This window comes from Fructobacillus tropaeoli (assembly GCF_001047135.2).
GTDB classification, from domain to species: domain Bacteria; phylum Bacillota; class Bacilli; order Lactobacillales; family Lactobacillaceae; genus Fructobacillus; species Fructobacillus tropaeoli.
In genome coordinates, this window is sequence record NZ_DF968078.1 from 182,306 (window position 1) to 208,703 (window position 26,398).

Below are 26,398 nucleotides of genomic sequence, written 5' to 3' on the forward strand. Positions count from 1 at the left end.
TGCGGTACAATATTAGCAGTAATTGGAGTCTTTTATATGGAAAAAAATCATGCCGGCTTTGGCCATTCGCACGCCAAAGCCATTCTTATCGGCGACCATGCCGTTGTTTACCAACAACCGGCCGTCGCCATCCCCCTTTTGAACCTCAAAGTCACGGCAAGCGTTCAAGCGATTGCTAGTGGCCAAACGATTATTTTAGGTGAACAGGCCTTTGACCTGGCCAACCTCGGCGCTGATTTAGAAGGCTTACGCCAGTTAATCATCGCCCTGCTAGAAAACTTAGTTGAACCTGACCAACCATTCTTATTAGAGGTACAATCGCTCATCCCCCAAGAACGAGGCTTTGGCGCTTCAGCGGCCCTCGCAACAGCTATCACACGGGCCTTCTTTGACTGGACCAGACAAGACTTAAGTCAGGACCAACTGAATTTTTATACGAATTTAGCTGAAAGTATTTCCCACGGTTCACCTTCTGGCATCGATGCTGCCACGGTCTCGGCTGTTGAGCCCGTGTGGTTCCACCAGCAACAAATCGATACTTTCCAAACTAATTTGGAAGCGACCCTCGTCCTGGCGGATACCGGCGTTCGTGGTCAAACCGTTCGAGCCGTTAACATTGTCAAAGACCAGCTCAAGAAAAATTATGAACCAACTTGGGGGGCCATTAACCACCTCGGCCAGCTAGCCTTCTTAGTGAAGGAAGCCCTAGCCAATAACGATCCCAAAACGCTGGGCCAGCTCTTTACTGATGCCCACAAGGATCTGCAAATCCTTCAAGTTTCGCACCCAAAGCTAGACACCCTTGTTAATGCCGCTTTAGCAGCAGACGCACTGGGCGCCAAGTTAACCGGGTCTGGCATTGGCGGTGCGATGTTTTCCCTGGCAGAAAATAACGACCAGGCGCAAAAGATTGCTGTCGCCCTCAAACAGGCCGGTGCCAAGGAAGCTTGGATTCAGCCGCTTTCAGCAGCACATTAAAAATCAGCTTGGGGTTTCTGCCTGCTTCGAGACAACAAAATACCGTTGGTGGTCCTCAAACTGATTAACCATCCAAAAATTTAAAATACTCTCACCAAGGAAAGCACTGTGACTGATAAAACAACAACTGCCAAAGCGCACACAAATATTGCCCTTATCAAATACTGGGGCAAAAAAGATAAAACACTCAACCTCCCAACCACTTCGTCATTATCTCTGACGCTGAATGAATTTTATACCGAGACAATGGTAACGGCCGGTAAGGAAGATACCCTGTTGATTAACAACATGATGCAGGATCCAACGCGAATCCATAATTTCCTCGATTTTTTACGTGAAGAAATTGAAGACTTTGGTCCCCTAACAGTTGTTTCCAAAAATACGGTTCCGACCGCTGCGGGTCTCGCTTCTTCGGCTTCATCCTTTGCTGCTCTGACAGCTGCCGTTGCTCGCCACCAAAACTGGGATTTGTCCTTAACCGACCTTTCTCGCCTGGCGCGCCGTGGTTCTGGATCAGCAACCCGGTCATTTTTCCCTGGTTTTGCCGTCTGGCACGAAGGAACCGATAATCAATCTTCTTTTGCCGAGGCACTGCCGGCAACTGATTTGCCAATCGCCCTCGTGGTTTGCGAAATCGCTGGAACCGTTAAAAAAGTTTCGTCTTCTGATGGTATGATGCGGGCGATGACCTCACCCAAGTACTCAGAATGGGTTGAAAAATCACATGACCAATTTACGGCTATGAAGGAAGCCATCGCCAACCAAGACTTGCAAAAGATTGGCGAACTAGCCGAAGAAAACGCCTTGGCCATGCATGAATTAAACATCACGGCCACTGACCGGCGCTTCACCTACTTTAACCAAATGACTCTCGATGTTTTAGCCTTTGTTAAGGAACTTCGTGCTGAAGGCTTCCTAGCCTACGCCACGATTGACGCCGGTCCAAACGTTAAGATTATTACCAGCCAAGATCAGGCTGAAACTATCAAAGATAAACTTCAAGAAAAGTTCCGCAAGTTGCGCCTCCAAATCGCAACACCCGGCCCCGGTATTAGCTTTAAAGACTAAAGGACATCTGCAATGAAAACAACCACCGTCAAAGTCCCCGGCAAACTCTTTTTAGCCGGCGAATATGCTGTCACAAAACCCGGGCAACCGGCTCTTTTGGCTGCCGTTGACCGTGGTTTAACCATTCGTGTTGCAGCAACCGACCGCCTCATGCCGGGCTCTCTAGTTATTAAATCAGACGCCATGCCAGAACCACTTGTTTTAACCTGGTCGACCTTGGCCGAGTTAAACCAAGAAACAAGCGACTCCTTCTTAGGGCCCTGGTCCTTTGTCAAGGCGGCTTTAGTACTCTTCTACCAAGAACACTTAGACCTTCAGCTTACACAGCAACTCGCCCTATCGTTAACGATTTCTTCGCAAATGGCCGTTGACCACAACAAGCTCGGCTTAGGATCATCGGCTGCAGTTTCGGTTGCCATCATCAAGGGTTTGGTCACTTACTTTGATCAAAAAGACCGCCTGCAAGCTATTTTCCGCCAAGCATCCTTCGCCCACTACTTTATTCAGGGTTCTGGTTCCCTTGGTGATTTAGCTTCAGCCACTTTTACCGGTGTAATTTTCTATCAAGCACCTGACTGGCTGAACCAAGTGGATTCCAAGAAGCTCACCCTATCTGATTTTTCAAAGCTCGACTGGTCGAACCTCGCTATTAAACCGCTTCCTTGGCCAAAAAATTGGCAAATTGGTATCGTCGCCACCTTCCAACCTGCCTCAACAAAAAAGGCGCTCGCCAAGGGTTTCTGGCAGACTGACTTTGCCCGCCAATCAAAAGAAGCCGTCACCAAGGCGGCCTTAGCGATTGAAAATCATGACTACCATGGCTTGATGCAAGGACTTAAGAACAATCAGGACCTCTTGAAAAGGGTCTTACCAACTGGCTACCTGACCCCTGCCCTCAGTCAATTTTTGACACTCTTAGGACAAAAAGGCCTAGCTGGTAAGGTTTCTGGCGCCGGCTATGGTGACAACGGCTTTGTCGTCTTTGAAAACCAAACCCAAGGGCACGGTTTTCATCAAGCTAGTCAAGGAACCGCCCTCCACCTCCTCTTACCAGCGCTCTGGCAAGATACCGTGTTACTGTGAAAGAATTTTAAGATGGCCACTACTCATTCAAACCGTAAAAACGAACACCTTTCGCTGGCGACCAAGTTTTGGCGTGACCAGGAAAATCCAGTAATTGGACCGGGCTTTGATGCTGTCCGTTGGGTCCCAGGACCACTGAAAGACATGGCTGTTGCTGACGTTCAAACGACCACCCACATCCTTGGTGAAGACTTTGCCTGGCCCTTTTACATTGAGGCCATGACTGGCGGATCCGTTGCTAGTACCAAGGTTAATGCTGATTTGGCCACCGTTGCTCAAAAGACGGGCTTAGCGATGGCGGTTGGTTCACAGTCCGTTGCCTTAAAGGATAGCAGTCAGGTCGAATCCTACCGTGTTGTTCGGCAAAATCACCCTGATGGCTTTTTAATTGCCAACCTCGGCGCTGACCATCCCATCAAAAATGTTCAAGCAGCGATCGATATGATTGACGCCAATGCCATCGAACTCCATGTCAATTTAGGCCAGGAACTAGCCATGGCGGAAGGCGATCGACGCTTTTACTGGCTTGATAACCTAGCTACCGTCATTGCTAAATCACCCGTACCGGTCATAATCAAGGAAGTTGGTTTTGGCATGGGCCCCGATTTGCTGAAGCAGCTCTCTGCCCTCAAACCAGCGGCCATCAACGTTGGTGGTGGTAATGGAACCAGTTTTGCTCAAATTGAGCAACGCCGTGACCGTCAAAATGAGAACCCCCTGGACTTGAGCCCCTTCGGGCTCAGCACGGTTGAATCGCTTTTAGCAGGACAAAAGGCAGCTATTGATTCACCGTTAATTGCCACAGGCGGGATTCAATCCATCAACGATGTTGTGACTGCCCTGATTTTGAGAGCGAAAACGACCTCGTCCGCTGGTCACTTCCTGCAAGTCTTAATGACAAAGAGCCCCTCAGCCCTACAACAAGAAATCGAGAACTGGCAACAGGCCCTGCCTGAATTAATGACCCTTTTGGGCGCCAAGACCGTTTTCGACCTTAGCCAAGTTCCAAGACTGTACCGGGCAGACCTCCAAAATTTTTCTGACCAGCTTTAACAAAGCCAGTCTTTCTTATTTCCAATCAACAAACAAAAGAAGTTAGCCGAAAACATTTTTTCGACTAACTTCTTTTTAATTTCGTCAACTGTTATTAAATTGCTGCGCGGTTAATCTTATCCGCCAAATCAGCTAAGCTGATTTTTTCGATTTGGGGTTGACCAATAGCGGTTAGGCAAACGACGTTCAGATAGCCATGACGGTTTTTCTTGTCGTTTTTAATTTTATCCATTAAACCGTCATCAGCTAATAATGGTGATGTTACTGGTAAGCCGACAACTTCTAAACGGTCTCGCAGTTTCTCTAAGACCTCGTTGCTTTCATCCTGATCAGCAAAAATTGTGCTAATCGCAATCAGCCCTAAGCTAACCGCCTCCCTATGGCGAAGGTCACCGTTTGCCAGTGACTCAACCCCATGACCGATTGTGTGACCAAAATTCAATAGTTGCCGTTGGCCGCCCTCACGTTCATCCTGGCTAGTCACTTGAACCTTAAAGTCGAGCGCAAAATGAATCAACTTGGCCGCTTCTTGCAAAATGGTTGCCGGCGAATTAATTTGTAAAATCAGGGACCAAAAGTCGCCCCCAACTAAGGCTCCAGCCTTGACTACCTCACCATAACCCTCGACCAAGTCTCGCTGTGATAACGTTTTTAGCGTTTGAGGATCAATCAGGACCAAGTCTGGCTGGTAAAAAGTTCCCAGTATATTTTTCACCTGAGCCACGTCGACTGCCGTCTTGCCCCCCCACCGAACTATCTACCTGGGCAAGCAAGGAAGTTGGCACCTGGACAAAATCAATGCCCCGCATATAAACCGAGGCCAACAGACCGGTCAAATCGCCAACTACGCCACCTCCGAGGGCTAACAGACTATTGGTCCGATTAAAGGACGCTGCTGCCAACTGTTGGGCCAATTCTTCTAACTGGGCCAATGACTTCGAGTCTTCCCCATGAGGAACCACGGCAGTAACCACCGTAAAGCCGGCTTCGGTCAACTCATTGGCAATTTGGTCGAGGTACAGGGGACCAACATTGTCGTCCGTGATAATGGCGACTTTGCGCGGTGACCAGACTTATCGGACACGGTCGCCAAGTGTCTTTAACAAGCCATCTTCAATCACGACATCGTAACGCTGATTTGGCATTTTAACCGGAATCGTACTCATGACTTTACCCCCGAATAATACTGTGAATGGCACGGGCCTGATTTGCCAGCTCTTCTAATTGCTTTGGCAACAATGCCTGAGGGCCATCGGAAAAGGCCTGGTCTGGATGATCGTGAATTTCAATAATCAAGCCAGCTGCACCCGCTGCCACCCCGGCCAAGGCTTCAGGACCGACTAAGCTCTCGTAGCCAGCCGCATGACTTGGGTCAACCATGACTCGGTATGGCGACAACGCCCGCAAGACGGGAACTGCGCCAACATCGAGCGTGTTGCGGGTGTATTTATTATCAAAAGTCCGGATGCCACACTCAACCAAAATAATTTGCTGGTTGCCACCTGCTGCAATATATTCTGCAGCGTTTAAAATATCATCAATCGTGGCGGACATGCCGCGTTTCAACATCACGGGAATCCGTGTCTGCCCCACCGCCTTTAGCAGTGAAAAGTTCTGCATATTACGTGCGCCAATTTGGAAAATATCGGTATACTGGACCACTAAGTCAACATGGCTTTCATCCATTACTTCGGTGACCACGTCCAAATCGAAAGCATCTGCTGCTTCGCGAAGGTATTTCAGCTCCTCTTCGCCAAGCCCTTGGAACGAGTATGGTGACGTTCGTGGCTTAAAAGCGCCACCACGCAAAACGGTTGCCCCAGCCTTCTTAGCCGCCTCTGCCATTAAAAAGACGTGCTCTTTTGATTCAACTGAACAAGGTCCAGCCATTAACGTTAGGCTTTGATGGTCAATTTGACTATGAGCAGTCTTGACGACAATGTCTTCGGTATGGAGCGCTCGACTACTTTGGACGGCCTTTGGATGGTCGAGAATAATGTCTGTGGCTGCTGCCCGTTCAGCCTCTGTTAAATCAGCGGTCGTTAAGCCCGTCAAAGCAATTCGTCTCCCATGGATAAAGACATCCGTTTTTTCAGCAAAACGCTCCTTTAAAGCTTGAAGCTTTGGGTCGGTACTTGATGCAAATTCGATAATCATCCTATTCTCCTTTAACCATACAAAAAGCCAACAAAAAACTCTCGTGCTGGTCCCTTACCACCACGAGAGTTTGTACCGAATCCTGGTCTCGGTCCGCCATGGTAAGTAACCGTGTGCGTGACCGAGGAACATGTTGAAGCTATTGGCCACACAAAATGGAGTAACTGCTCCATTCTGTGCGAATCAAGCAGAAGCTTTACCAATAGCTATAAAATCGAACCGTCGTCCCTGCTTTCAACATGTTTTTGTCCTCTGTAAATTAATTTATGCCTTTATTAAAGCACGGTATCAAATAAAAATCAAATTAATCCCTCATCTTTTTATCATTTTATACACATAAACCAGTAAATGTTCTTGTTCTAAGCATTAGCGCCTGGTTGCTCACCGTGAAGACGATATGATTGACGGCCACTTGATTCATGAGTTGAACTCATATATCGAATCACTTATTCAATTCGAGCAAAAAAGCTCCACCATTCACAGCGGAGCTCCTCGATTATTGTTTTTGTGTCACTAAATCCAGCAAGCGCAAGACATCCGCTTGGTTCACCAGGCGGTGTTCGGCCACGTTATAAAACATTGGTTGATAACGCTCGATTTGCTCTAAATCGTGTTGGTTCGTCGTGCTGTGCTGAACGTCACAGGCATCCTCAATTCCGGCTAACGCTGGAAAATCAGTCGCACTCATAATCGATCCCATCACGGTATCGGCTGATTCGTATTGCAAGGCCTCCAGATACTTTAAAACTTCCATTGAACCTCCTTCAGCCGTTATGCTTATTGAACGGGCTTATTCAAATATTCTTCGACATCGTCCCAATGAGAAACTTCATCCTTGACTCCAGTGGTCTCGCTACCCTTGTGCCAGGCAAAGCTTGGGTACCAGATACTGTGCTTTTCTTGGTTAAGTGCCTTAATTTCAGCCACTTCATCAGGTGACAAAACAAAGTCATCAATTTGACTATTAGCAATAATGCGCTCTTCGTGGGCTGACTTTGGAATCGTGATGGCTCCCATTTGGTAATCAAAACGCAAAATCACTTGAGCAACTGATTTATCATGGGCTTGCGCAATTTTTTCAACGGCTGGGTTCGAGAGCGCTTCGCCACCGCCCAATGGTCCCCAGGCCTCCATTGCCATCCCAATCCCGTTCATATAGGTGAAGAGTGATTCTTCTTGAACCAATGGGTTAAATTCCATTTGGTTCACTTGTGGCATCACGGTACCGGCTTCCAGCAATTCTTGGATTTTTTCTTCGTTAAAGTTTGAAATTCCAATGGCACGGACTTTGCCTTCACGATAAAGTTTTTCAACAGCGTGCCAAGTGTCGACATACTTGCCATCAACTGGCCAGTGAATCAACAATAAGTCCAAGTAAGTCAAACGCAATTGCTTCAATTGCTCCTCAAAGGCTTTCAAAGTTGTTTCATAACCTTGGTCACCGTTAAAAACCTTAGTCGTAATAAACAAGTCCTTCCGGTTCAAGCGGTTATCCTTTAAGGCCTGTTGTATTCCATAGCCAACACCGGGCTGGTTACCATACTGCTTAGCTGTATCAATCAATCGATAACCATTTTTAATGGCTACCTGGACGGAATCGGCGGCCTCCTTATTGGAACACTTCCAAACGCCGAGACCGAAAACCGGCATTTCAACGCCGTTAGCGAGCTTCGTTGTTTCTTGCAAAATTGACTTTTCCATTGAACAAATCCCCTCTTTTTTACTTTTGTGACTACCTCTAGTGTAAATCAAAAGCCCCTCCAGTTTCAAACCAAAGTTAGTAATCATTACTTCACTATGCTCATATAGAATATTTTCAACCCAGTTTGGCTGTTATAATCAATGAAAAAGAAGCGGTTGCTTCAACAACCACCTCCCTGACAAACCTGTAAAACGGTCGCTATCAATATTTGATTCATTTTATTTTTAATTCTCCCATGCTATAATAAGCATATAAAAAGAAGCGGTTGCTCGAACAACCGCCTCCCTATCAAACCCGTAAAACGGTAGCTACCTAATTTATTATTTGAAAAATAACTGTCAGGCTAGGCTAAGCGAAGACAGTTATTTTTTATTGCTAATTTTTTCGATTAGCTCAATCACAATACTAATCAACTTTAGAATGAACATTCCAGAGGCCAATAGTATCATGATGATGTCCGTAACGGGCATCTGGCCACTCCTTTCCAAGAATGTGCGTCTACAGTTATTCCACCATAAGCACCACCCCCTTTATCAGAGTAGCCACCATCTTCACTAGTTTGCTATACAAAAATTATATCATAAACGCTAATTTAAAGGCATTTATAGATTTTTTATTAAAAAAGTTCATTATTTTAATGGCCGAGTGTCCAACCACCATCAAGAGTCACAACCGTTCCATTCACGTAACTCGCTTGTGGGCTAGTTAAGTATAAGGTCAAATCAGCGACTTCTTGCGGATCCGCCCAGCGCTGTGCTGGCGTCTGCTTGGCCACTTCTTGTGCCATCTTTCCCTCACCTGCAAAATCAGCTGCATTCATCGACGTTTTAATTGCACCCGGGGCAATCGCGTTCGCCCTGATGCCATCTTTGGCATAATCAAAGGCCACCTGCTTCGTTAGACCAATCAGAGCGTGCTTGGCCATAGTATAAGCCGCACCGCCACCACCAGCCTGCAGACCGGCAATGGATGCCATGTAAACCAGAGTACCCTGTCCTTGACTAATCATCTTTGGTAAGACGGCCCGTGTCAGGGCAATAGCCGGCTGTAGGTTGATTGACAGGACGCGATCAATGGTTGCTTGGTCCTGATTTAGTAGCGGTTGAAAACCATCCAAGACCCCAGCAGTGTTCAAGAAGATATCAAAGGGTTCCGGCTCTAATTTGAGTTGCTCCACCAATGCGTCGAGTTCCTCTTTTCGGCCCAAATCAGCCTGAATTTTGGTTAACCGAGCGTCCTCATAGTCAATTTCTTGCACATCGACCGCCACAACCTCGGCACCGGCAGCTAAATAAGTCTTCATTTGGCAAAAACCGATGCCAGAAGCGGCACCGGTTAAGAATACTTTTTGATTGTGATAATTTTGTTCAATCATTATTTCTTTAAATTAACGACCTTTGACAAGGCATAGATAACGATTCCACCAACGACCAAGGAAACCAACTCACCTGGCACTAATGAAACATAGTAAGAAAGCCAGTTAGCCAGCAATGAGGAAGATGAGTGGTCGGGAGCAAAGGCCCCGTGCGCGTGAATAGCAAAGGCAAAAGTAAATTCTGCTGCCAAAATTGCCATTCCAATTGTCAAAACAATCACCGTTGAGATGATAATCTTGATCAGTGGCTTTTCCACCTTACGAGTTAGCAGGTAAGTCAAACCAGTCATAATCACTGTGCCCAGTGTTCCAAAAACCCAGTCAATCCAACCCAGGGGTGAAACCACATTGGCAATCAAGACCCCTAAGCCAAGGGCGACAACATAGCGCTTATTCCAAGCAGCTAGATGGTTCAGCCCTTCGGATAGACGCAATTGGACAGGACCAAAGCCAATGGGGGCCACTAACATCGTAATTGCCGCATAAAGGGCAGCCACGACAGCCGTTAACGTAAGACCCAATGCCTTGGAAGTTGTTTTTTGGTTAAAATCGTTCATACTTGTACTCCTAGTTTTGTTTAAGCGGGATGGTTGATGAACCGCTAATTGTTTAATTAGTGCCAACTTGCCAGACGGTTAGCTGGTGCTTGACGTGAAAAAGATTCGGTAAAATACCGAATCTAATAAAAAGTATTCTAACTGATTTATGGTAACTAAAAGCTTAGTTTTCGTCCATGAAATCCTTTAAGTGCTTTGACCGTGATGGGTGGCGCAACTTACGCAACGCCTTGGCCTCAATTTGACGAATCCGTTCACGGGTAACCCCGAAGACACGGCCAACTTCTTCCAAAGTCCGTGTCCGACCGTCCTCCAAACCGAAACGCAAACGCAAAACGTTTTCCTCACGGTCAGTTAACGTATCCAAGACTGATTCCAATTGATCACGAAGCATTTCATAAGCAGCAGAATCCGCTGGTGAAACGGCTTCGTTATCTTCGATGAAGTCACCCAAGTGCGAGTCGTCCTCTTCACCAATTGGTGTTTCCAATGAAACCGGTTCTTGAGCAATCTTCAAGATTTCGCGAATCTTGTCAGCAGTCAAGTCCATTTCGGCCCCAATTTCTTCAGGAAGTGGTTCACGACCCAAATCTTGCAGCAATTGGCGCTGAATTCGGATTAACTTGTTAATGGTTTCAACCATGTGAACAGGCACACGGATTGTCCGGGCCTGATCGGCAATGGCACGTGTAATGGCCTGACGAATCCACCAGGTTGCATAAGTTGAAAACTTAAATCCCTTAGTGTAATCAAACTTGTCAACGGCCTTCATCAAGCCCATGTTACCTTCTTGGATCAAGTCCAAGAATTGCATACCACGACCGACATAACGCTTAGCGATTGAGACAACCAAACGCAAGTTCGCTTCTGCTAATTCTTGCTTTGCTTCTTCATCCCCAGCTTCGATTCGCTTAGACAATTCAATTTCTTCATCACCTTGCAAAAGGTTAACACGACCGATTTCCTTCAAATACATCCGGACAGGGTCGTTAATCTTAATGCCGGAAGTATCCTCAGCGTTATCCAATTCATCCTTCGATGGCTTGTTTTGCTTTGCCTGGAGAACTTCTGGTGCGGGCTCACCCTTTTCGTCAACAATGGCGATACCGGCATCTTCAACCTTTTCCATCAAACGTTCGATGTTTTCAGTATCCAAGTGGAAAGGTTCCGCAATCTTTTCAGACAATTCACGATATTGAATTTGCTTAGCAGGCTTGTATTCCTTCAACAATTCACGAACAGCCTTATCATAGGCAGCCGACTTAATTGGGCCAGACTTCTTAGCCGGCTTTTTAACAGGTTGCTTGGCAATTTCAGCCGCCTCTTCAGGCGTCTTACCTTCAGCTAAGGCCAACAGTTCCGCTTTACGAGCCCGACCGTGATAAGCAATGTGTTGCTCATCAAGGTAAGCTTTAATTTCGGAAATTTTACTTGAACTTGAAATTTTTGCCATTATATCTCCTATTGCTGGGAATACCTTCTTCTTAGGTTAATTAACTCGGTCCCGAGTTGAATCAGGGCCATTTTATCATGCTGATTTTTAGCCAAGGCAATCTTCTTATTTAGAGCCTCAACTTGGCTTTCATAAGGAGCCTCTTTCATAATCACACGAATGTAGTCATTAACCGCATCCCGTTGAACTTCTAGTGTACCAAATTCTCGGTCGATTGCCATCATTTTTTGGTTTAAATCAGGCTTTTGAACAAAGTCCAAAAAACCGGCTAAATCAAAACTTTGCTGTCCCTGTTTGGTATATGCTTCATAAAGCATCATTAACAGTTGGTATTCTGGATGAACAAAGGCAAAGTCGGGCAATCCCTTAACCGTATTCATGGCTGCAGGTGACTTAATCATTGCCATTAAGAGCCCCTGCTCAGCTCGCTCAGTCCGTGTTAAACCGGCATTTAAATGTCCGGCTAAATCATCGGCAGAAGCCGTTGGACTAGTAGGCTCACCAAGAGCAGCTAATGATTCAAAACCATCCGAATAATCCGGTTGCCATGAGTCATCCGACCAGCCATTCTGGTCGGTCTGGACCTTTCGCCACTGCTTCTTTGCTGGCGCCTTTTGAACCGTCTGTGCCGGTCGATGAGCAAGAAACTCCTGAAACTCTCGCTGGAGAGCCGTAAAATCAGACCCATATTCTTCACTAAACTGCCGCAAAAAATAATCCTGCTCAACCGGACTTGCCACGGCCAAAATCGGCCATGCTTCCTTTAAAAAGTCAAGGTACTGGGCCTGATTTTCCAGATTTTTACCGTTTTTAGCCGCTTGAATCAAAAATTCAGTCGGTGTCAAAACGCCGTGGTCAAGGTCTTGCTTTAAGACCTCTAACCCCTGTTCACGCCGGACCTCATCAGGATCACGACCATCTGGTAAGGAAACAACCCCAATTTCAACTTGGGGGGCAACCTGACGAATTAATGGTATCGAGCGCTTAGCTGCTTTTTGCCCTGCCGCATCGCCATCATAGACCAAGAGGATTTTATCTGTGATTTTACTTAAATCAGTCACATGATGTTCAGTCAAGGCCGTCCCCATTGTGGCAACGGCACCGGTCGCTCCTGCCAGAGCGGCCGAAATCACATCCATAAAACCTTCAAAAATCATGGCCGGTTGACCAGCCCGAATAGCCGGTTTTGCCTGATCAAAGTTATACAGCAAGTTTCCCTTATTAAAGAAGGGCGACTCTGGTGAGTTCATATACTTAGCTGGATTGTTTGGATCAAGCGAGCGACCAGAAAAGCCCCGAACCTGACCCCTGACATCTTTAATTGGCCAGACAATTCGGTTGTTAAAGCGGTCACGGCTGATTTCACCATCCTGGTCAATAAATAATTGACTTTCTAGAAGGAGCTTGTCAGCCAAATTGTGCTCCTTGGCATAAGCCAATAACACATTGTTCGATGGCACAAAACCCAAACCATAACGTTTAATGGTTTCGTCATCGAGCTTACGGTCATCATGCAGGTAGGCCAAAGCCTGTTCACCCGCTGTTGTATTCAACAAAATATGCGTATACAACCGCTCGGCGTTTTGATATAAATCAAAAATCGCGGCGAATTGTTCCTGTCGCGCCGAAGGCTGCCCCTGGTACCTATCTAAACCAGATAATTTGAGATTCTTAGCTAGGGATAGGACGGCTTCCGGATAGGTATAACCTTCTTTTTCCATTAAAAACGAAAAAACGGTTCCTGAGCGCCCACAGGAGAAACAATGAAAAACCTGCTTTTTATCATCAACAAAGAGTGAAGGACGCCGATCCTCATGAAATGGGCAAGACCCGTTCCATTCGCGACCGCGCTTCACTAACTGGGTATAATTTTGAATCACATCGACGATGTTGGTTTGCGACCGAACTTCATCGATTACACTTTGTGGAATCCGTTCTGCCATAAGCCTCCTTCAAACTGGTAACTACGCCAGTCCGCACTTCTACCCAATACAATGTTGTCTACTATTATAGGAAGATTTTGAGTATTTGTCAAAGTTTTTTGTTCACAAAAAGACCGGTTTAGCCACCGGTCTTCCTAACTATGACACATCATTAACTTTATTAAATCAGCATCTTTTTCTTCATACAATTAGTGTTTACGTCCAAAAATTTTCATAGCTGCAAAACTGCTGCCAATCAAGGCTAATAAGTCTAAGAAAGCTAATCGGAAAGTTCGATGCTTGCCGGTTGCTGGCAAAACTGACTGAGACCTTGCTGTTGTACTTTCAGCGGTAGTTGTAACCCTTTTTGCTGGTGCTGATTCGTTTGATTTTGCTGTCAATTCAGAAGTTGACAGTGCACTGGGCGTTGGTGTTGCATTCACATTTACTACCCCTGGAACAAGCATTGGCGACGTTACTGAACTAGAAGTTGGCGCAGTATTTGACTGTGTTGCTGAACTAGAAGTTGATGCCCTTAACAATCCAGAAGTCGAGGCCGTACTTGATTTCGTCGCTGAACTAGAAGTTGAGGCTGCATTCGACTTCGTTGCTGAACTAGAAGTTGATGACGCGTTTGACGTCGTTGTTGAACTCGATATTGGTGACGTAGTTGACTTCTTTGATGAATGACTTGGCTTCGTCGTTGAGTTAGAACTGGACGTCGCATTCGATTTCGTTGCCGAATTAGAGGTTAAGGCTGAATTCGACTTTATTGCTGAACCAGATGTCGAGGCTGCACTTGACTTAGTTGCTGAACTAGAGGTCGACGCAGCATTTGACTTTGGTGCGGAACTAGAAGTTGAGGCTGTATTTGACTTCGTTGCCGAACTAGAAGTTGATGTTGTACCTGACTCTGTCGCTGAACTAGAAGTTGATGTTGTTCTTGACTTCGTTGCCGAACTAGAAGTTGATGTTGTACCTGACTCTGTCGCTGAACTAGAAGTTGATGTTGTTCTTGACTTCGTTGCCGAACTAGAAGTCGAGGCTGAATTCGACCTTGTTGCCGAACTAGAGGCTGATGTCGTATTCGACTTTGGCGCTGAGCTAGAAGTTGATGCTGCACTTGATTTTTGTGCCGAACTGGAGGTCGAGGTTGAATTCGACTTCGTTGCTGAACTAGAAGTCGAGGCTGAATTTGACTTCGTTGACGAGCTAGAGGTCGATGCAGTGTTTGACTGTGTTGATGAACTGGAAGTCGACGCTGTGTTTGACTTTGTTGCTGAACTAGAAGTTGGTGTTGTACTTGTCGGTGCAATTTCTGCACCCGTGAGGACAGGAATATTCACAACCAAGTCTTGGTCTCCAACTTGGAAAGCCAAATCAGTTTTATCGGCAGCTTGATAACCCTTGGGCAACTGTGAGGAAACATCCATATCCGTTTCCTCATCCACAGTCTTCTGATAAGTAGCAATTGTTTGGTTATGATCAACGAAGTTGACAGTAACCGGCACTTCCTTAATCAAATATAGAATAACTGGCTTGTTGATATCTAAGTTCTTCGCCAAAGTAAATTGAGCAATCTTTGTGTGTTGGACCGGCTGATCTGTATAGTACAAATTTGTATTCACTAACCGATAATTATCTGGAATAGTGACAGTAACTTGAGAACCTGGTAGCCCCTGAACAATATGGTTAGGACCAATTTGTTGATCAGTTATTTGGTCGACCAAACGATATGCCTGACCGGCCTGCCAGTTACCAGGGTTAGCCATTCCCGTATTAATAGCGTTACGAACAAAAATTGTTAAATTGCCGTTGCTATCATAACGATTCCAAACCGTATCAGGAACAGTTGTATTCAAATCATTTTCGCGGTTCATGATTAACTGAGGGGCAGTGGTTAAATCTGTTAAATGTGCAGTAAACTGTTTAGCACTTAATGGCGAAGTAACACTATCAGCCAAACTGGCATTCATCGTGAACATATTTTCTTGGGCACTATCGGCAGTATTATCTAAATTAAGAATATTAAGGCTCTTCAAGCTAACTGTATTGGCAAACATGCCACCGGTGCCATCATTCACACCTTTTGTAGAGCCAGGAACCAACTGCATCTTAGCGTTCCACAAGCTGAAATCGAGGCTTTTCAGCGACATATCATTATAAAACATGTTGTGCATGTTCGTCACTTTGCTCACGTTGAGATTGTTAATCCCTGTAATCGACTGTAACCGATACAAATTGGCAAACGTCGCCCACATATTCGTGACATTGCTGGTATCAAAATGGGAAACGTCGAGTGTAGTCAACGACTTATCAGCGTTGAACATATCGTACATATTCGTAGCACTATGAGTATCCAAATTGCTCAAATCAAGACTTGTCAATGCAGGATTTCCTGCAAAGAAATCGCTAAAATAAGTTACCTGCGAGGTATCAACCAAGTTCAACCCTTGAATTGCCGTCAAGCCTGGGAATCCCGCAAAAGCCGCCGTCCCTAGGGTGGCAACTTTTACCGGTTTTGTAAAAACAATCTTAGCAATTTGTTCCTGATTTAACTGACCAATACTGGTCAAACTTGAAGAAGAAATCACACCTTCAGAGCCGTCATCGGCAGATTCGACCGTCAAAGTTAAAGTTTGGCAATCATAATGGGCCTTTGCCGTCCCCCAATGTACATCAGCATTCCGCGCCAAACCTAGCACTGGATGATTTCCTGTTAACCATTGCCAACTATTCCAGCTCAGCGTCCCCTGGTTAGCCAGTGGAGTCGACAAAAAGACATCGCCCGCATTCGTTACGGCACTCAAATCACGCGTTTCTAGTCCAATGACGTTCGTCAAAACTTTATCATTCGAGAACATTCCCTCTATATTCTGAGTATGGCTCATGTCCCAGGTACTCAAATCAATTGAAGGTAATGCAAAATCCAAGGCAAACATATTCGACATGTTGGTTGTCTGGCTGGTATCCAAGTGTCCACCAGGCATAATAGTAAAACTGGTCAGAGCTGTCAACATATTAAACAGTCCTGTTGCATCACCGACAATTCGGACATCCCCTGTCACTTGAATTTGCTTAACAGATTGCAGGGCATTCGGTACTACCTTTTCCAAAATTTGGTTTTGGGCACTCACAGTTCCAGAACCCAAGGTGACAACACCGCTCGTTTGATTAAAGGTCCAAGGAACTGTTCCCCAGGTACCACTGGTAGTAGGTGCCGTATCTCCAAGAGCGCTGCCTTGCTGACTATTCTGTGCCGATGTCGTTGACGTACTTGATTGTTGACTTTGCTGTGCAGCTTGTGACGTCGCAGTGGACGAGCCATTAACCTGATTTTTTTGAGCTGTCAAAGCAGAAACCACTACACTACCGCCAGTAGCAACTGATTCAGACGAAACCATCGCAGTTGTTGTTCCAGAATAGGATTGATTATTATCCAATTGAGTTGCAGTCGTTGACGCCACTGTGCCCGTTACTGCATTATTTAACGACGTTGCATTGCCAGCTTTCGTTTGGCTGACCGATCCAGTAGTTTTCCCTTGCTGAGCATCATCAGCGCTTGCACGGTTGACTAACATAACTGGTGCCATAAACGTTATCGTGCCAAAGACTGCTGTTTCGATTAGTAACGACCGCCAACTATTTTTACTAATTCCCTTCATTCATTTCCCTCTCAAAATCAGCTAAAAGCTGGTTCAATCTTTCACTTCTTATTCCATGACTTTCATGTGACAACTTCAATCATTTTGTAACATAAATGACAAAAAGGGATCCCTATCGTTGTTTTACTAAAACATCTTTTTACTAAAAAAGCCTTCTAGTATCTAAACCCGAAGACATTTTCAACGATATAAATTGATCAAACAACAACATAATAGAAAGAAATATGGTCGTTTCAATCAGGCTAATTTCTGAACTCATTACCTTTTCGCTATTTTATGGCAATCGAGACTGATTTATCTTAGCTAAGTATTTCTCTTTTTGCTATACAGTCCCAATTTGATCATAACAAAAAACCGTCCTCACACAACGTGAAGACGGTTAACAAAGCGTTTTTGCAAATTAATGCAAAACCGTAATCAAGAGGCCACCTAAGATCAAGATGATAGCACCACCGATTCGGTTACCCATTTGAGCGAAGGCAATCAAACCCATCCGGTCAGAAGCTGACAATACAGCAACGTTTCCAGTTCCACCCATTGAGTTATTAATCATACCGGCTGAAATTGCTGATTCAACTGGGTACAAACCAAAGAGCTTACCCAAAAGACCACCTGCAATTCCAATCGTTACGACTGAAACTAAAGCACAAACAACCAGCTGCCATGACAAAGTGGCAAGCAACTTGTTCATATCGACCAAAGCTAATCCGATACCAGCCAACAAAGCTTGTGTTGTTGTAGAAACGATCAGATTTCCAAACATCACGGCTGAATCTTCGTAGAACTTAGGAACTAAGTTCAAAGCCTTGGCTACAATAACTGCTAAGATCAAAAATGCGAAAGCGTTGATACTTGGTACCAAAGTTTGCAACAAAGTACCAACCATGTAGAATGACAAAGCCACCATCATTCCAACTAACATTTGTGAGTAGTTGAGGGCTGGGGCATCATCTTTCTTGTCGGCGGCCATGTCATCTGCTGATTTCAACAATTGACCTTGACCATTCATCTTTGACTTGGCAGTAAACTTAACCAACAATGATGAACCAATAATGGCCATCAAGTTTGCCAAAACAACAGCTGGGAACAATTGGTTCAAGATCGTACCGGCTGAAACATGAAGGGCTGACCCGTAAATGTTTGACAATGGCACAATACCGGCTCCGATTCCACCGGCCATCATTGGGAAGGCAACGTACAATGCAGTGTGATTGAAGCCAAGGCCGAGCAACTGCCCAACAAAGCTAACCACAAAGAATGAAATAATCATTGCCCCAAAGGCTACTGGTAAGAAACGCACAGCTGATTTCAACAATAACTTGCGGTCCATCTTCAAAATGGCTGAGGTAATCAAAGCCACGATATAGAACTCCAAGAAGTTGACATCAGAAACAAAGGTATGAATACTTGTTACGGCTTCCTTAGGCACAATCCCTGTACCGGCTAAGATCGAACCGGCAACAACGGCGAAGGCTGACCCTCCACCAAGGTATGAGCGCATGATTGGCAGGTTATTTCCAACATAGAAGAAAACGCCACCAAGCATAACTAGGGCAAACATCGCACCAGCGATGTTATTTGGCAACAAACGTAGGCTCAAGACAGCCACCAACAAAATGGCCATCAGGATAAAGGCAACACCGCCAATACCCGCTACTTGAAACTCGCTTTCGATTTTCGAAAAGATTCCGGTGCCTTGCGACGCCTGTGATTCTTCAGACATTATAATCTCCTTTAGCAAAGCAACTTTTTAATAATACCACTCTTTAATTCAGATTTAAATAAAAAATGCAAGTTTTTTTCACAAAAAAAGCAAACACAGGATTTGCTTAGATTTATTTTAAATTGTTAGGCGAAAACTGTAACAAAGAAGCCAGCAATCACCAAAACGATGGCACCACCAATTCGGTTTCCCATCTGCGCAAAGGCAATTAAGTTCATCCGGTTAGCGGCCGAGAGGACTGCGACGTTTCCGGTTCCACCCATCGAATTATTAACCAAGCCAGCAGTGACAGCTGACTCGACTGGGTAGAGACCAAAAACTTTGCCCAGATAGCCTGCCACCAAGGCAATCGTGACGACCGAGACAATCACGCAAATAGCCAATTGCCAAGTCAACGTCTCCAATAATGCAGACAAATCAAGTAAGGCCAATCCACCCCCGGCTAGTAAAGCCTTGGTCATCGTTTGCACAATCAATTGACCAAAAAGGACTGCGGACTGTTCATAGTAAGTTGGTACCAAGTTACTGGCCTTAGCAACAATTGCCACCAAAATCAGAAAGGCAAAAGCATTACTGCTTGGCAACAAGTGATGAAGCATCAGGCCAATCAAGTAGAAGGCCATGGCGACCATCATCCCTACCAATAACCGCTCAAATTCAATTTTAACGGGCTGTGCCTTAGTTGCCTTCATCTCACCAGTTGTCTTCAATAAATCCCCATGGCCGTTCCAGGCGGATTGCTCAGTATTTTTAACCAAGAGTCCCGCACCGATAATCGCGAGTAGATTGGATAACACAAGGGCTGGAAACAGCTGCGATAAGATTGGCCCTGCCGGCACCCCAAGAGCCGAACCATAGATGGTTGATAGTGGCACAATGCCGGCTCCCACGCCACCGGCCATCACTGGAAAGGAGATGTAGAGCGACGTATGCACGAAGCCCAATCCTTACAACTGCCCCACCAAGCCAACGATGAAGAAATTAGCAACCATGGCCAAGAAAGCAACTGGTAAAAACCGTACCGCTGATTTTAATAATAATTGTCGGTCCATCTTTAAGATGGCCGAAATAATCAGCGACACAATATAAAATTCCAAAAAATTAGAGGTTGAAATAAAGTTGCGCACCGTGCCAATCGCACCACTTGGTACCAGTCCTAGTCCAGCAATAATGGCTGCGCCCACAGTGACAAAAACCGATCTACCGCCCAAGTAGGACTTAAAAATTGGCAAATGACTACCAAGATAATACAGTGCTCCACCGAAAATAACGAGTGTGAACAACGCCCCACCCATGTTATCGGGTAAGACATCCATCCAGAGGACCACAAATAATAAAAGGGTCATCAAAAGGAAGGCCGTTCCCCCTAAACCAACAATTTTCAGCTTGACTTCGAAATTCGAAAAGAAGCTGATAGCACCTGACGGTTGTCTATCTTTCTTCATCTACATTCTCCTGCATCAATTACATCTGTTATCGTATCTAGGGTTATCTTATCAAAAATTTTATAAAATTAATAAATAAATTCAAAAAATACTTGATTAAATTCTTCTGGAATTTCTAAGTGAGGCAAATGACCAGCTTTTTGTATAACTTTTAAAGAAGAATTTTGGTTCAATAAGTTCTCAAACTCATGGTAATAGCCGATTTTGCATAAAGGCGAAGCCCCGCCGGCAACAAACAGCGTTTTCAACGTACAATCTGCCAAGTCCTGACGCCAATCTTCTAGTAAGTGATTTTTCATCAACGGATAGGCCAAATCAAAATCGAATGGATTTTTGACCTTATCTTCTTTCAACAAGGCCTTAAACTCTGGCGCGACTGGTACAGCGGTCAAGTGTTGCTTAATAAAGGTTTTAGACACAGTTCCAAAAGTCGACCAAGTGAGATTGCGGATGCCGGCCGTCCAGTTTCCTTCGTTTAAGAGCTTGGGGCTTTCGTCAACAATGACCAACTGTTTCAACTTTTCTTGGCCAAATAACGACAGATAGGCCCAAATAACCGATCCGCCCATGGAGTGCCCAACTAACGTAATTTCGTCAATTTTCAATAATTCAAAGAGTTCATGTAAATCAGCCGCCAGGCGGGAAACCCGCAAGTTTTTAGTTGTCCGTTCCGACTGCCCGTGTGACCGCCAGTCCATCGTCACGACCCGATAACCACGCGCTTCTAATCCTGGAATTTGATAAGACCATTCGGCTTGGATGCCAGAAAATCCCGACAGTAAAACCGCCACGGGACCATCCCCCGCTCGATCTGTATAGTTAATTCGTACACCATCACTCGTTGTAAAAAAAGCCATCCCCATGTCCCTCTTCTTTTTTGATTATGATTATGATAACAAACCTGACAAACGACTAATAAAAATAGTCAAAATCAGGTAATCCGCCGCCCCGCCAATACTCAAGTTTTGCTCAATCATGGTTTGGTTCAACGCCGTTAAATATTTTTGACCAGCTGTCGTCTCAGCGCCGCCAAAATCGAAAAATTCATCCACCCAGCCTTGCATCTGCTGAACAATTGCCGGCGTATTCGCGCGCTTAATCAGCGTCGAATCCTGAATCGCCCCCGCTAGTGCCATCAGGGTATCCAAAAGGCGGTTTGTCACGGTTCCCGGCCGGTCACGGAATGTTGGCAGGCCAACCTGCGCTAACGCTGGCAAACCGGCGGCAACCACACCTCGAACACCTGTCAACTGATAGGTCCGGTACTGGTAATGGCCAGCAGTTTCTTCTTGCTGGTCATGATTCGAGTTCACTAAGTCATCATCTAAGACATTTTTACTGATTTTTCGAACGAAATTTAAGACCTCTTGGAGAGTTGTCGACCGTTTATCTTGGGTTGCCAAGCCATAGGCGGCAATTAAAATGCCCAACGTAAAAATCGCACCCTTGTGCGTATTCACCCCATCTGTCGCCAGATACATGGCTTGCTCTGCCTTGACCCCTTCTGGTCGCAAGGCCGCTAGCAAGTCCGTTTCCTCCGCCTGACTAAAGCCTTGTCCCAGTTCAAAGGCTTTCTCAAAGTATGGTCTTAGTGCTACGGCTGAATCAACAAAGGTCATCACCGTCATATCGTGGTGGGCACCTGCCGAAATTGGGTCAACCAAGCCCGGCTTTGGCGCTAAAGCCACTTCCTGCAAGCAAGCGGCAACGGCCGCATCCACCACAAAATCTCGCGACCAAGCTGGCAGGGTTAAATCAGTCACGAAATAATCCCGGTACAACTGATTACTTGATGCCTGGACCGCAGTAAGTGGATGACGACCTTTTTTAGCACAGACCTTCGCATCCCCATCACAGACCAGACAACGACGAGGAGGCAAACCCAGGTCTCGACGTGACAGCTGGTAGCCCTCCGCCGAATCGGCCATCACATCACAGTCAAACAAACGGCCGAGAGCAAAGTCTTCCTCGAAGCGCAACAGTTCCTGCTTCCATTTTTTTAGCTGGCCATCCAAAACCAGGAAGGCCTCGGGGCCGGTGATCCGTTGTTCATCCACATGAACCTTTTTGATAACAGCATTGTCACTAACAACAGCCTGCTTAATCACTTGCCAGCCAGCCATAAAAATCTGCCGGATTCTTGGGCTATTTTTAATTGGGCCCGCAATATTCAACTTCACCGCCACCACGACCTGGTCTGGAAAATCAGCTTCCAATTGTTGCTGGACAGCTGACCGCCACTCGCGATTAGTTAAAACTTGGTCTAAGGTCACCGCCTGACCACCGGCAAACAATTCAAGCATCTTCTTTCCTTCCAAACTGATTTCTATTGTCTATTCTAACAAAATCCACAATTAACTACCGCGATAGAAAAGAGGGCCGGTTTCCCTGCCCTCCAATCTTACTGTTAATCTTGTACTTCCTTGATGACGTCAATTAAAGTGCCGTCACGATATTCAGCCAAGGCTACTACCCGGTCTTTAAAGGCTAACAGCTTAGGTCGACCGACCAAGTTCTCCGCGCGTTTTTGCAAGTCTTCAATCGAATAGATTGGCAGACCCGGCACCTTTGCCAGGGCGTCCTTTAGATCCTGCCGCTTTGGATTAATGGCAATACCGATTTCGGTTACCAAAACATCAATCGAATCACCCGGTGTAATCACCGTGGTGACTGCTGGAACAACCGTGGCAATTCGACCGCGAACCAAAGGAGCGGAAATAATCGTCAACTTAGCCGTTGCCGCATCCTGGTGACCACCGATTGCACCACGAATCACGCCATCGGAACCAGACATCACATTCACGTTAAAATCAGTATCGATTTCCAAGGCCGAAAGGATAGCAACATCCAACTTATCAACCATGGCGCCCTTGTTAGCCGGATCAGCATACCATGAGGCGTCGATTTCTTGCTGATTTGGGCTCTCTCGCATCGAGAAGGCAGCTCCCTTGTCGAAGTCCTGGACGTCCATAATTTTGGCAACCAGGCCCTCTTTCAAGAGGTCAACCGTTGGCTTTGTAATACCACCCAGGGCAAAGGATGCCTTAATCTGCTTTTCAATCATTGACTGGCGCAAGAAACGGGTCACGGCCAGTGCCGCCCCACCAGAACCAGTCTGGAAAGAAAAGCCATCTTGAAAGTATGGTGAGTGTGTAATCACTTCGTTGACCATCTTAGCAATTTGCAGTTCCTTTGGATCCTTGGTAAAGCGGGTCGCCCCAGAACCAATCTTATCCGGGTCACCGACCTTGTCCACCTTAACCACATAGTCAACCTCAGTTTGCTGAATGGAAGCGGGGGTATTTGGATAAGGCTTTAAATCGTCCGTAATCAGGACTAATTTGTCAGCATAGCGGGCATCCATCAGGGCATAGCCCAAAGACCCAAAGGCCGTTTCACCATCCATCCCATTGGCGTTACCCATCTCATCGGCATTTGGTACACCTAAAAAGGCAACGTCGATTTGAATTTCACCGGACTCAATTGCCCGCGCCCGATTTCCGTGTGATCGGAAGATTACCGGATTCTTGAGAGCGCCGTGAGAAATCGCATCACCGAGCGTCCCTCGCATCCCAGAAGAGGTAATATTGGTGACGACCCCCTTCTCAATCGCATCAACCACGATATCATTCATCACGTTTGTCAATGATGAAGGAGCTAACGAAAGGTTTTGATAGCCGGCATCAATGATTTCTCGCATCACCATGTTGAAGACAAAATCACCTTCCCGAAAATGGTGATGGAAAGAAATCGTCATGCCATCACAGACAGTATCACGGACAACCTGTTGAATGGAGTCAACAACCTTACTAGGACCGGTTTGTGCCAGCACCTTTGGTGCCACCCTTTGAATTGTTGGATGACCAAAGTTGACTGATTGAAAACCGCCATCATGATATTGGTTTAAAATTTCATCCGGAATTTCTCGCTGCACTTTATTCTTCAATGTTCTTTCCCTCCTGATCAACAAGGTGGTTCGCCTTCGCCAAAGCCATCACTCGTTCTGATCGTAGCACAACCGGTCGGTCAACCATCTGACCGTTAATGGCAATCACACCTGATCCCTTTTGTTGGGCAGCCTTAATGGCCATAATCATGTTTTGCGCGTTGATAATTTCCTTTTGGCTTGGTTGATAAACTTGGTTAACCAAAGGAATTTGCCGCGGATTAATCACTGATTTTCCATCGAAACCAAGCTGATGAATCAGTTTCGTTTCCCGGATAAAGCCTTCCTCGTCATCCAAGTTCGTAAAGACGGTATCAAATGCTGCAATTCCTGCTGCTCGAGCGGCATGCAAAATGACATTGCGCGCATACAACAATTCTTGACCATCCGGATAACGGTGGGTCTTCATATCGGTTGTGTAATCTTCGGCAGACAAGGCAATACCAATCATTCGATCAGAAGCAGCCGCAATTTCATTGGCATTAGCAACACCCTTGGCCGATTCAATGGCGGCCATCAGATGGGTGGAACCCACTTCCAGACCAAATTCCTGTTCTGCTGAGGCAACAAAGTTTTCGAGTTCTTGAACCATCTCAGCCGATTCCGTTTTTGGCAATCGGATTACATCAATGCCAGCCTTCACCATCGCTTTAATATCATTTTGGTAAAAGGGGGTATCCAAGCCATTAATTCGAACGACTAATTCCGCATCCCCATAATCAAAGCGGGACAATGCCTCATAAACGAGGTATCGGGCGGCATCTTTTTCGGCCAGTGAAACTGCATCCTCTAAATCAAACATAATCGAGTCGGCCCCGAAAATGCCGGCATCCTTGATTAACCCCGGATTATTACCAGGAACAAACATCATGGTTCGTCGTAACCGTTCGCTTTCAACCATTAGAGCACCTCCCATTGTGGCTGGTCAACTTGATCCAAAGCTCGTTGGCAAACCGTGATGGCCCGCGCCTTAATCACGGGGTCCAAGGCTCCCTGGTCAACTACCTTAATGACGGCGTTCTGAATATCGTAGTCAGCGAAGACGCCCTCAATCGTTGCTTGAATCTGGTCTCCAAACTGCTTGGCTACATCCGAAACCAAGTCAAATTCGAGGCCATTCGTGCCTTGACTGACCATAATTTGAACATCCGAAGATTCGAGGGTCCCCGCCAAAGCGGTTTTCTTAATTTCCATCGATTTTTTGTCCTTTCTTGATTCTTGCTTGTAAGTCGGTGAGGTGTTTTTCGATAAAGGAAAGACTCGACACTGGTAGCATGTCAGTTACATCCTGAATTTTCCCTGTCTGAATGGCCTTGCGAACCGTACGGGCACTAATAACCTGCTGACTGTCCGTCGGTTCCTTCATTCTTGGTACCAGCTCAACTTGAACTTCTGGTGGGAGCACTTCTTGCAGCGCCTGATTATACTGATCAGTTGTCTGTGACAGCGGTTCCGTCCCAACATAACGGCTTGTGATGCCCAATGGTTTGGCAATTTGTTCCTTAAACAAAGTGGCATCGAGCTGCGTTTGGTAAGAAACCAGCTGACTGTCATCCTTCAGAAAATAGGCCGGGAAAGACAGACTGGAGACCATGTAAGGTCCACCAGTTGCCACCACGACATTTGCCAAGTCGCTCGTTCCTTCTTGAGCCAAGCGCAAGCGCTCTTCAGTCGTGAACAACGATTGGTCCTCCTCAACCACAAATACATAAACAAAGTCATTCTTTTGCGCTGCCGTCTCCACCAAGTACCGGTGCCCTTTGGTAAACGGATTGGCATTTAAAACAACTGCTGCTACCCGTTTTGCTGAGGCTGGCTTTTTAGGCAATGCTGCCCGAAAGCTAGCCACATTTGGCAAGCCTTTTTCTAAAATCAGACCCTCACTAGTCTTCGCCAAAGTTGCAAAACCAACATGGCTAAAGCTCTGTTCATATTGCAACTTGGTAAAAACAAATAAATGAAAGATGCCATCTTGCGCCAGCGTCGTTTCGAGCGTTGACACCAGGCGATTAAACCTGGCCCCCTTAGAAGCACCAGCCGCCGAAACGGCCAAATATTTCAACGTTTGACCAGCAATCGAGCCGGTTCCAACCATTTGGCCTTGGTCGTCATAGATTGCAAAGGTTTTATCAATGGCAGCCAGCTCTTGGCTTGAAAAGTTATCTAAGCCCTGACTGGTTAAAAACCGTCGCCAATCCTTTTTCGTAGCTGAGTTAGTCAAATAAATTTCTTGAATGGTTTCCACTATCGACGCCCCACCTTCTTACCTTA

20 protein-coding genes and 2 pseudogenes are annotated in these 26,398 nt (G+C 45.9%); 4 read left to right on the forward strand and 18 right to left on the reverse strand.

Annotated features, from left to right (window positions below; genetic code table 11):
* The first annotated feature begins 36 nt into the window (after nt 1-36).
* The 4 genes from mvk to fni all read left to right on the forward strand — a co-directional run bounded on the left by mvk (nt 37) and on the right by fni (nt 4,182).
* Nucleotides 37-978 (forward strand): mevalonate kinase, encoded by a 942-nt coding sequence (gene mvk / locus AOQ32_RS00875; protein ID WP_059393162.1) that lies wholly within the window; start codon nt 37-39, stop codon nt 976-978.
* 108 nt (nt 979-1,086) lie between these two features.
* Entirely contained in the window at nt 1,087-2,046 is a 960-nt protein-coding gene (gene mvaD, locus AOQ32_RS00880) for a diphosphomevalonate decarboxylase (RefSeq protein WP_059393163.1), read from the forward strand.
* 12 nt (nt 2,047-2,058) lie between these two features.
* Nucleotides 2,059-3,129: a phosphomevalonate kinase gene (locus tag AOQ32_RS00885; protein WP_059393164.1), complete on the forward strand. Its 1,071-nt coding sequence runs from the start codon at nt 2,059-2,061 to the stop codon at nt 3,127-3,129.
* 12 nt (nt 3,130-3,141) lie between these two features.
* Complete coding sequence (gene fni / locus AOQ32_RS00890; RefSeq protein WP_059393165.1) at nt 3,142-4,182, forward strand: type 2 isopentenyl-diphosphate Delta-isomerase; 1,041 nt, start codon at nt 3,142-3,144, stop codon at nt 4,180-4,182.
* Between the two features lie 94 nt (nt 4,183-4,276).
* Here fni and aroB read toward each other — a convergent pair.
* The 18 genes and pseudogenes from aroB to citC all read right to left on the reverse strand — a co-directional run bounded on the left by aroB (nt 4,277) and on the right by citC (nt 26,375).
* Nucleotides 4,277-5,348 (reverse strand): annotated as a pseudogene (gene aroB / locus AOQ32_RS00895) (3-dehydroquinate synthase).
* A 4-nt stretch (nt 5,349-5,352) separates the two neighbouring features.
* Nucleotides 5,353-6,339 (reverse strand): 3-deoxy-7-phosphoheptulonate synthase, encoded by a 987-nt coding sequence (gene aroF / locus AOQ32_RS00900; RefSeq protein ID WP_059393166.1) that lies wholly within the window; start codon nt 6,337-6,339, stop codon nt 5,353-5,355.
* A 496-nt stretch (nt 6,340-6,835) separates the two neighbouring features.
* On the reverse strand, nt 6,836-7,093 hold the full coding sequence (locus AOQ32_RS00905; protein WP_059393167.1) for a hypothetical protein: 258 nt from the start codon (nt 7,091-7,093) through the stop codon (nt 6,836-6,838).
* A 23-nt stretch (nt 7,094-7,116) separates the two neighbouring features.
* Nucleotides 7,117-8,040 carry an aldo/keto reductase gene (locus AOQ32_RS00910; protein WP_059393168.1) on the reverse strand — a complete coding sequence of 308 codons (924 nt, stop codon included), beginning with the start codon at nt 8,038-8,040 and terminating at the stop codon, nt 7,117-7,119.
* A gap of 363 nt (nt 8,041-8,403) precedes the next feature.
* Nucleotides 8,404-8,511 carry a putative holin-like toxin gene (locus AOQ32_RS09210; RefSeq protein WP_083994323.1) on the reverse strand — a complete coding sequence of 36 codons (108 nt, stop codon included), beginning with the start codon at nt 8,509-8,511 and terminating at the stop codon, nt 8,404-8,406.
* 164 nt (nt 8,512-8,675) lie between these two features.
* A complete protein-coding gene (locus AOQ32_RS00920) occupies nt 8,676-9,416 on the reverse strand; it encodes a 3-oxoacyl-ACP reductase (RefSeq protein ID WP_059393169.1) in 741 nt (246 codons plus the stop codon).
* Nucleotides 9,416-9,973: a QueT transporter family protein gene (locus AOQ32_RS00925; protein WP_059393170.1), complete on the reverse strand. Its 558-nt coding sequence runs from the start codon at nt 9,971-9,973 to the stop codon at nt 9,416-9,418. The genes AOQ32_RS00920 and AOQ32_RS00925 overlap by 1 nt, the downstream gene beginning before the upstream one ends.
* A 163-nt stretch (nt 9,974-10,136) precedes the next feature.
* Nucleotides 10,137-11,426: an RNA polymerase sigma factor RpoD gene (rpoD, locus tag AOQ32_RS00930; RefSeq protein ID WP_181014002.1), complete on the reverse strand. Its 1,290-nt coding sequence runs from the start codon at nt 11,424-11,426 to the stop codon at nt 10,137-10,139.
* Nucleotides 11,427-11,434: 8 nt separating this feature from the next.
* A complete protein-coding gene (gene dnaG / locus AOQ32_RS00935) occupies nt 11,435-13,369 on the reverse strand; it encodes a DNA primase (protein WP_059393171.1) in 1,935 nt (644 codons plus the stop codon).
* A 188-nt stretch (nt 13,370-13,557) separates the two neighbouring features.
* A complete protein-coding gene (locus tag AOQ32_RS00940) occupies nt 13,558-17,013 on the reverse strand; it encodes a BspA family leucine-rich repeat surface protein (RefSeq protein ID WP_059393172.1) in 3,456 nt (1,151 codons plus the stop codon).
* A 400-nt stretch (nt 17,014-17,413) separates the two neighbouring features.
* Nucleotides 17,414-18,736, reverse strand: coding sequence for a 2-hydroxycarboxylate transporter family protein (locus AOQ32_RS00945; RefSeq protein WP_059393173.1), 1,323 nt, complete (start codon nt 18,734-18,736; stop codon nt 17,414-17,416).
* A 125-nt stretch (nt 18,737-18,861) separates the two neighbouring features.
* Nucleotides 18,862-20,181, reverse strand: a pseudogene (locus AOQ32_RS00950) (2-hydroxycarboxylate transporter family protein).
* A gap of 68 nt (nt 20,182-20,249) precedes the next feature.
* Nucleotides 20,250-21,038, reverse strand: coding sequence for an alpha/beta fold hydrolase (locus AOQ32_RS00955; RefSeq protein WP_158531849.1), 789 nt, complete (start codon nt 21,036-21,038; stop codon nt 20,250-20,252).
* Between the two features lie 30 nt (nt 21,039-21,068).
* Nucleotides 21,069-22,484 carry a triphosphoribosyl-dephospho-CoA synthase CitG gene (gene citG, locus AOQ32_RS00960; RefSeq protein WP_059393175.1) on the reverse strand — a complete coding sequence of 472 codons (1,416 nt, stop codon included), beginning with the start codon at nt 22,482-22,484 and terminating at the stop codon, nt 21,069-21,071.
* A 104-nt stretch (nt 22,485-22,588) separates the two neighbouring features.
* Complete coding sequence (citF, locus tag AOQ32_RS00965) at nt 22,589-24,127, reverse strand: citrate lyase subunit alpha (protein ID WP_059393176.1); 1,539 nt, start codon at nt 24,125-24,127, stop codon at nt 22,589-22,591.
* Entirely contained in the window at nt 24,117-25,028 is a 912-nt protein-coding gene (gene citE / locus AOQ32_RS00970; RefSeq protein ID WP_059393177.1) for a citrate (pro-3S)-lyase subunit beta, read from the reverse strand. The genes citF and citE overlap by 11 nt, the downstream gene beginning before the upstream one ends.
* Nucleotides 25,028-25,321, reverse strand: coding sequence for a citrate lyase acyl carrier protein (gene citD / locus AOQ32_RS00975; protein WP_059393178.1), 294 nt, complete (start codon nt 25,319-25,321; stop codon nt 25,028-25,030). The genes citE and citD overlap by 1 nt, the downstream gene beginning before the upstream one ends.
* The gene (gene citC, locus AOQ32_RS00980; protein WP_059393179.1) at nt 25,311-26,375 is read right to left on the reverse strand and encodes a [citrate (pro-3S)-lyase] ligase; all 1,065 of its coding nucleotides are present in this window, start codon (nt 26,373-26,375) and stop codon (nt 25,311-25,313) included. The genes citD and citC overlap by 11 nt, the downstream gene beginning before the upstream one ends.
* Nucleotides 26,376-26,398 lie beyond the last annotated feature (23 nt).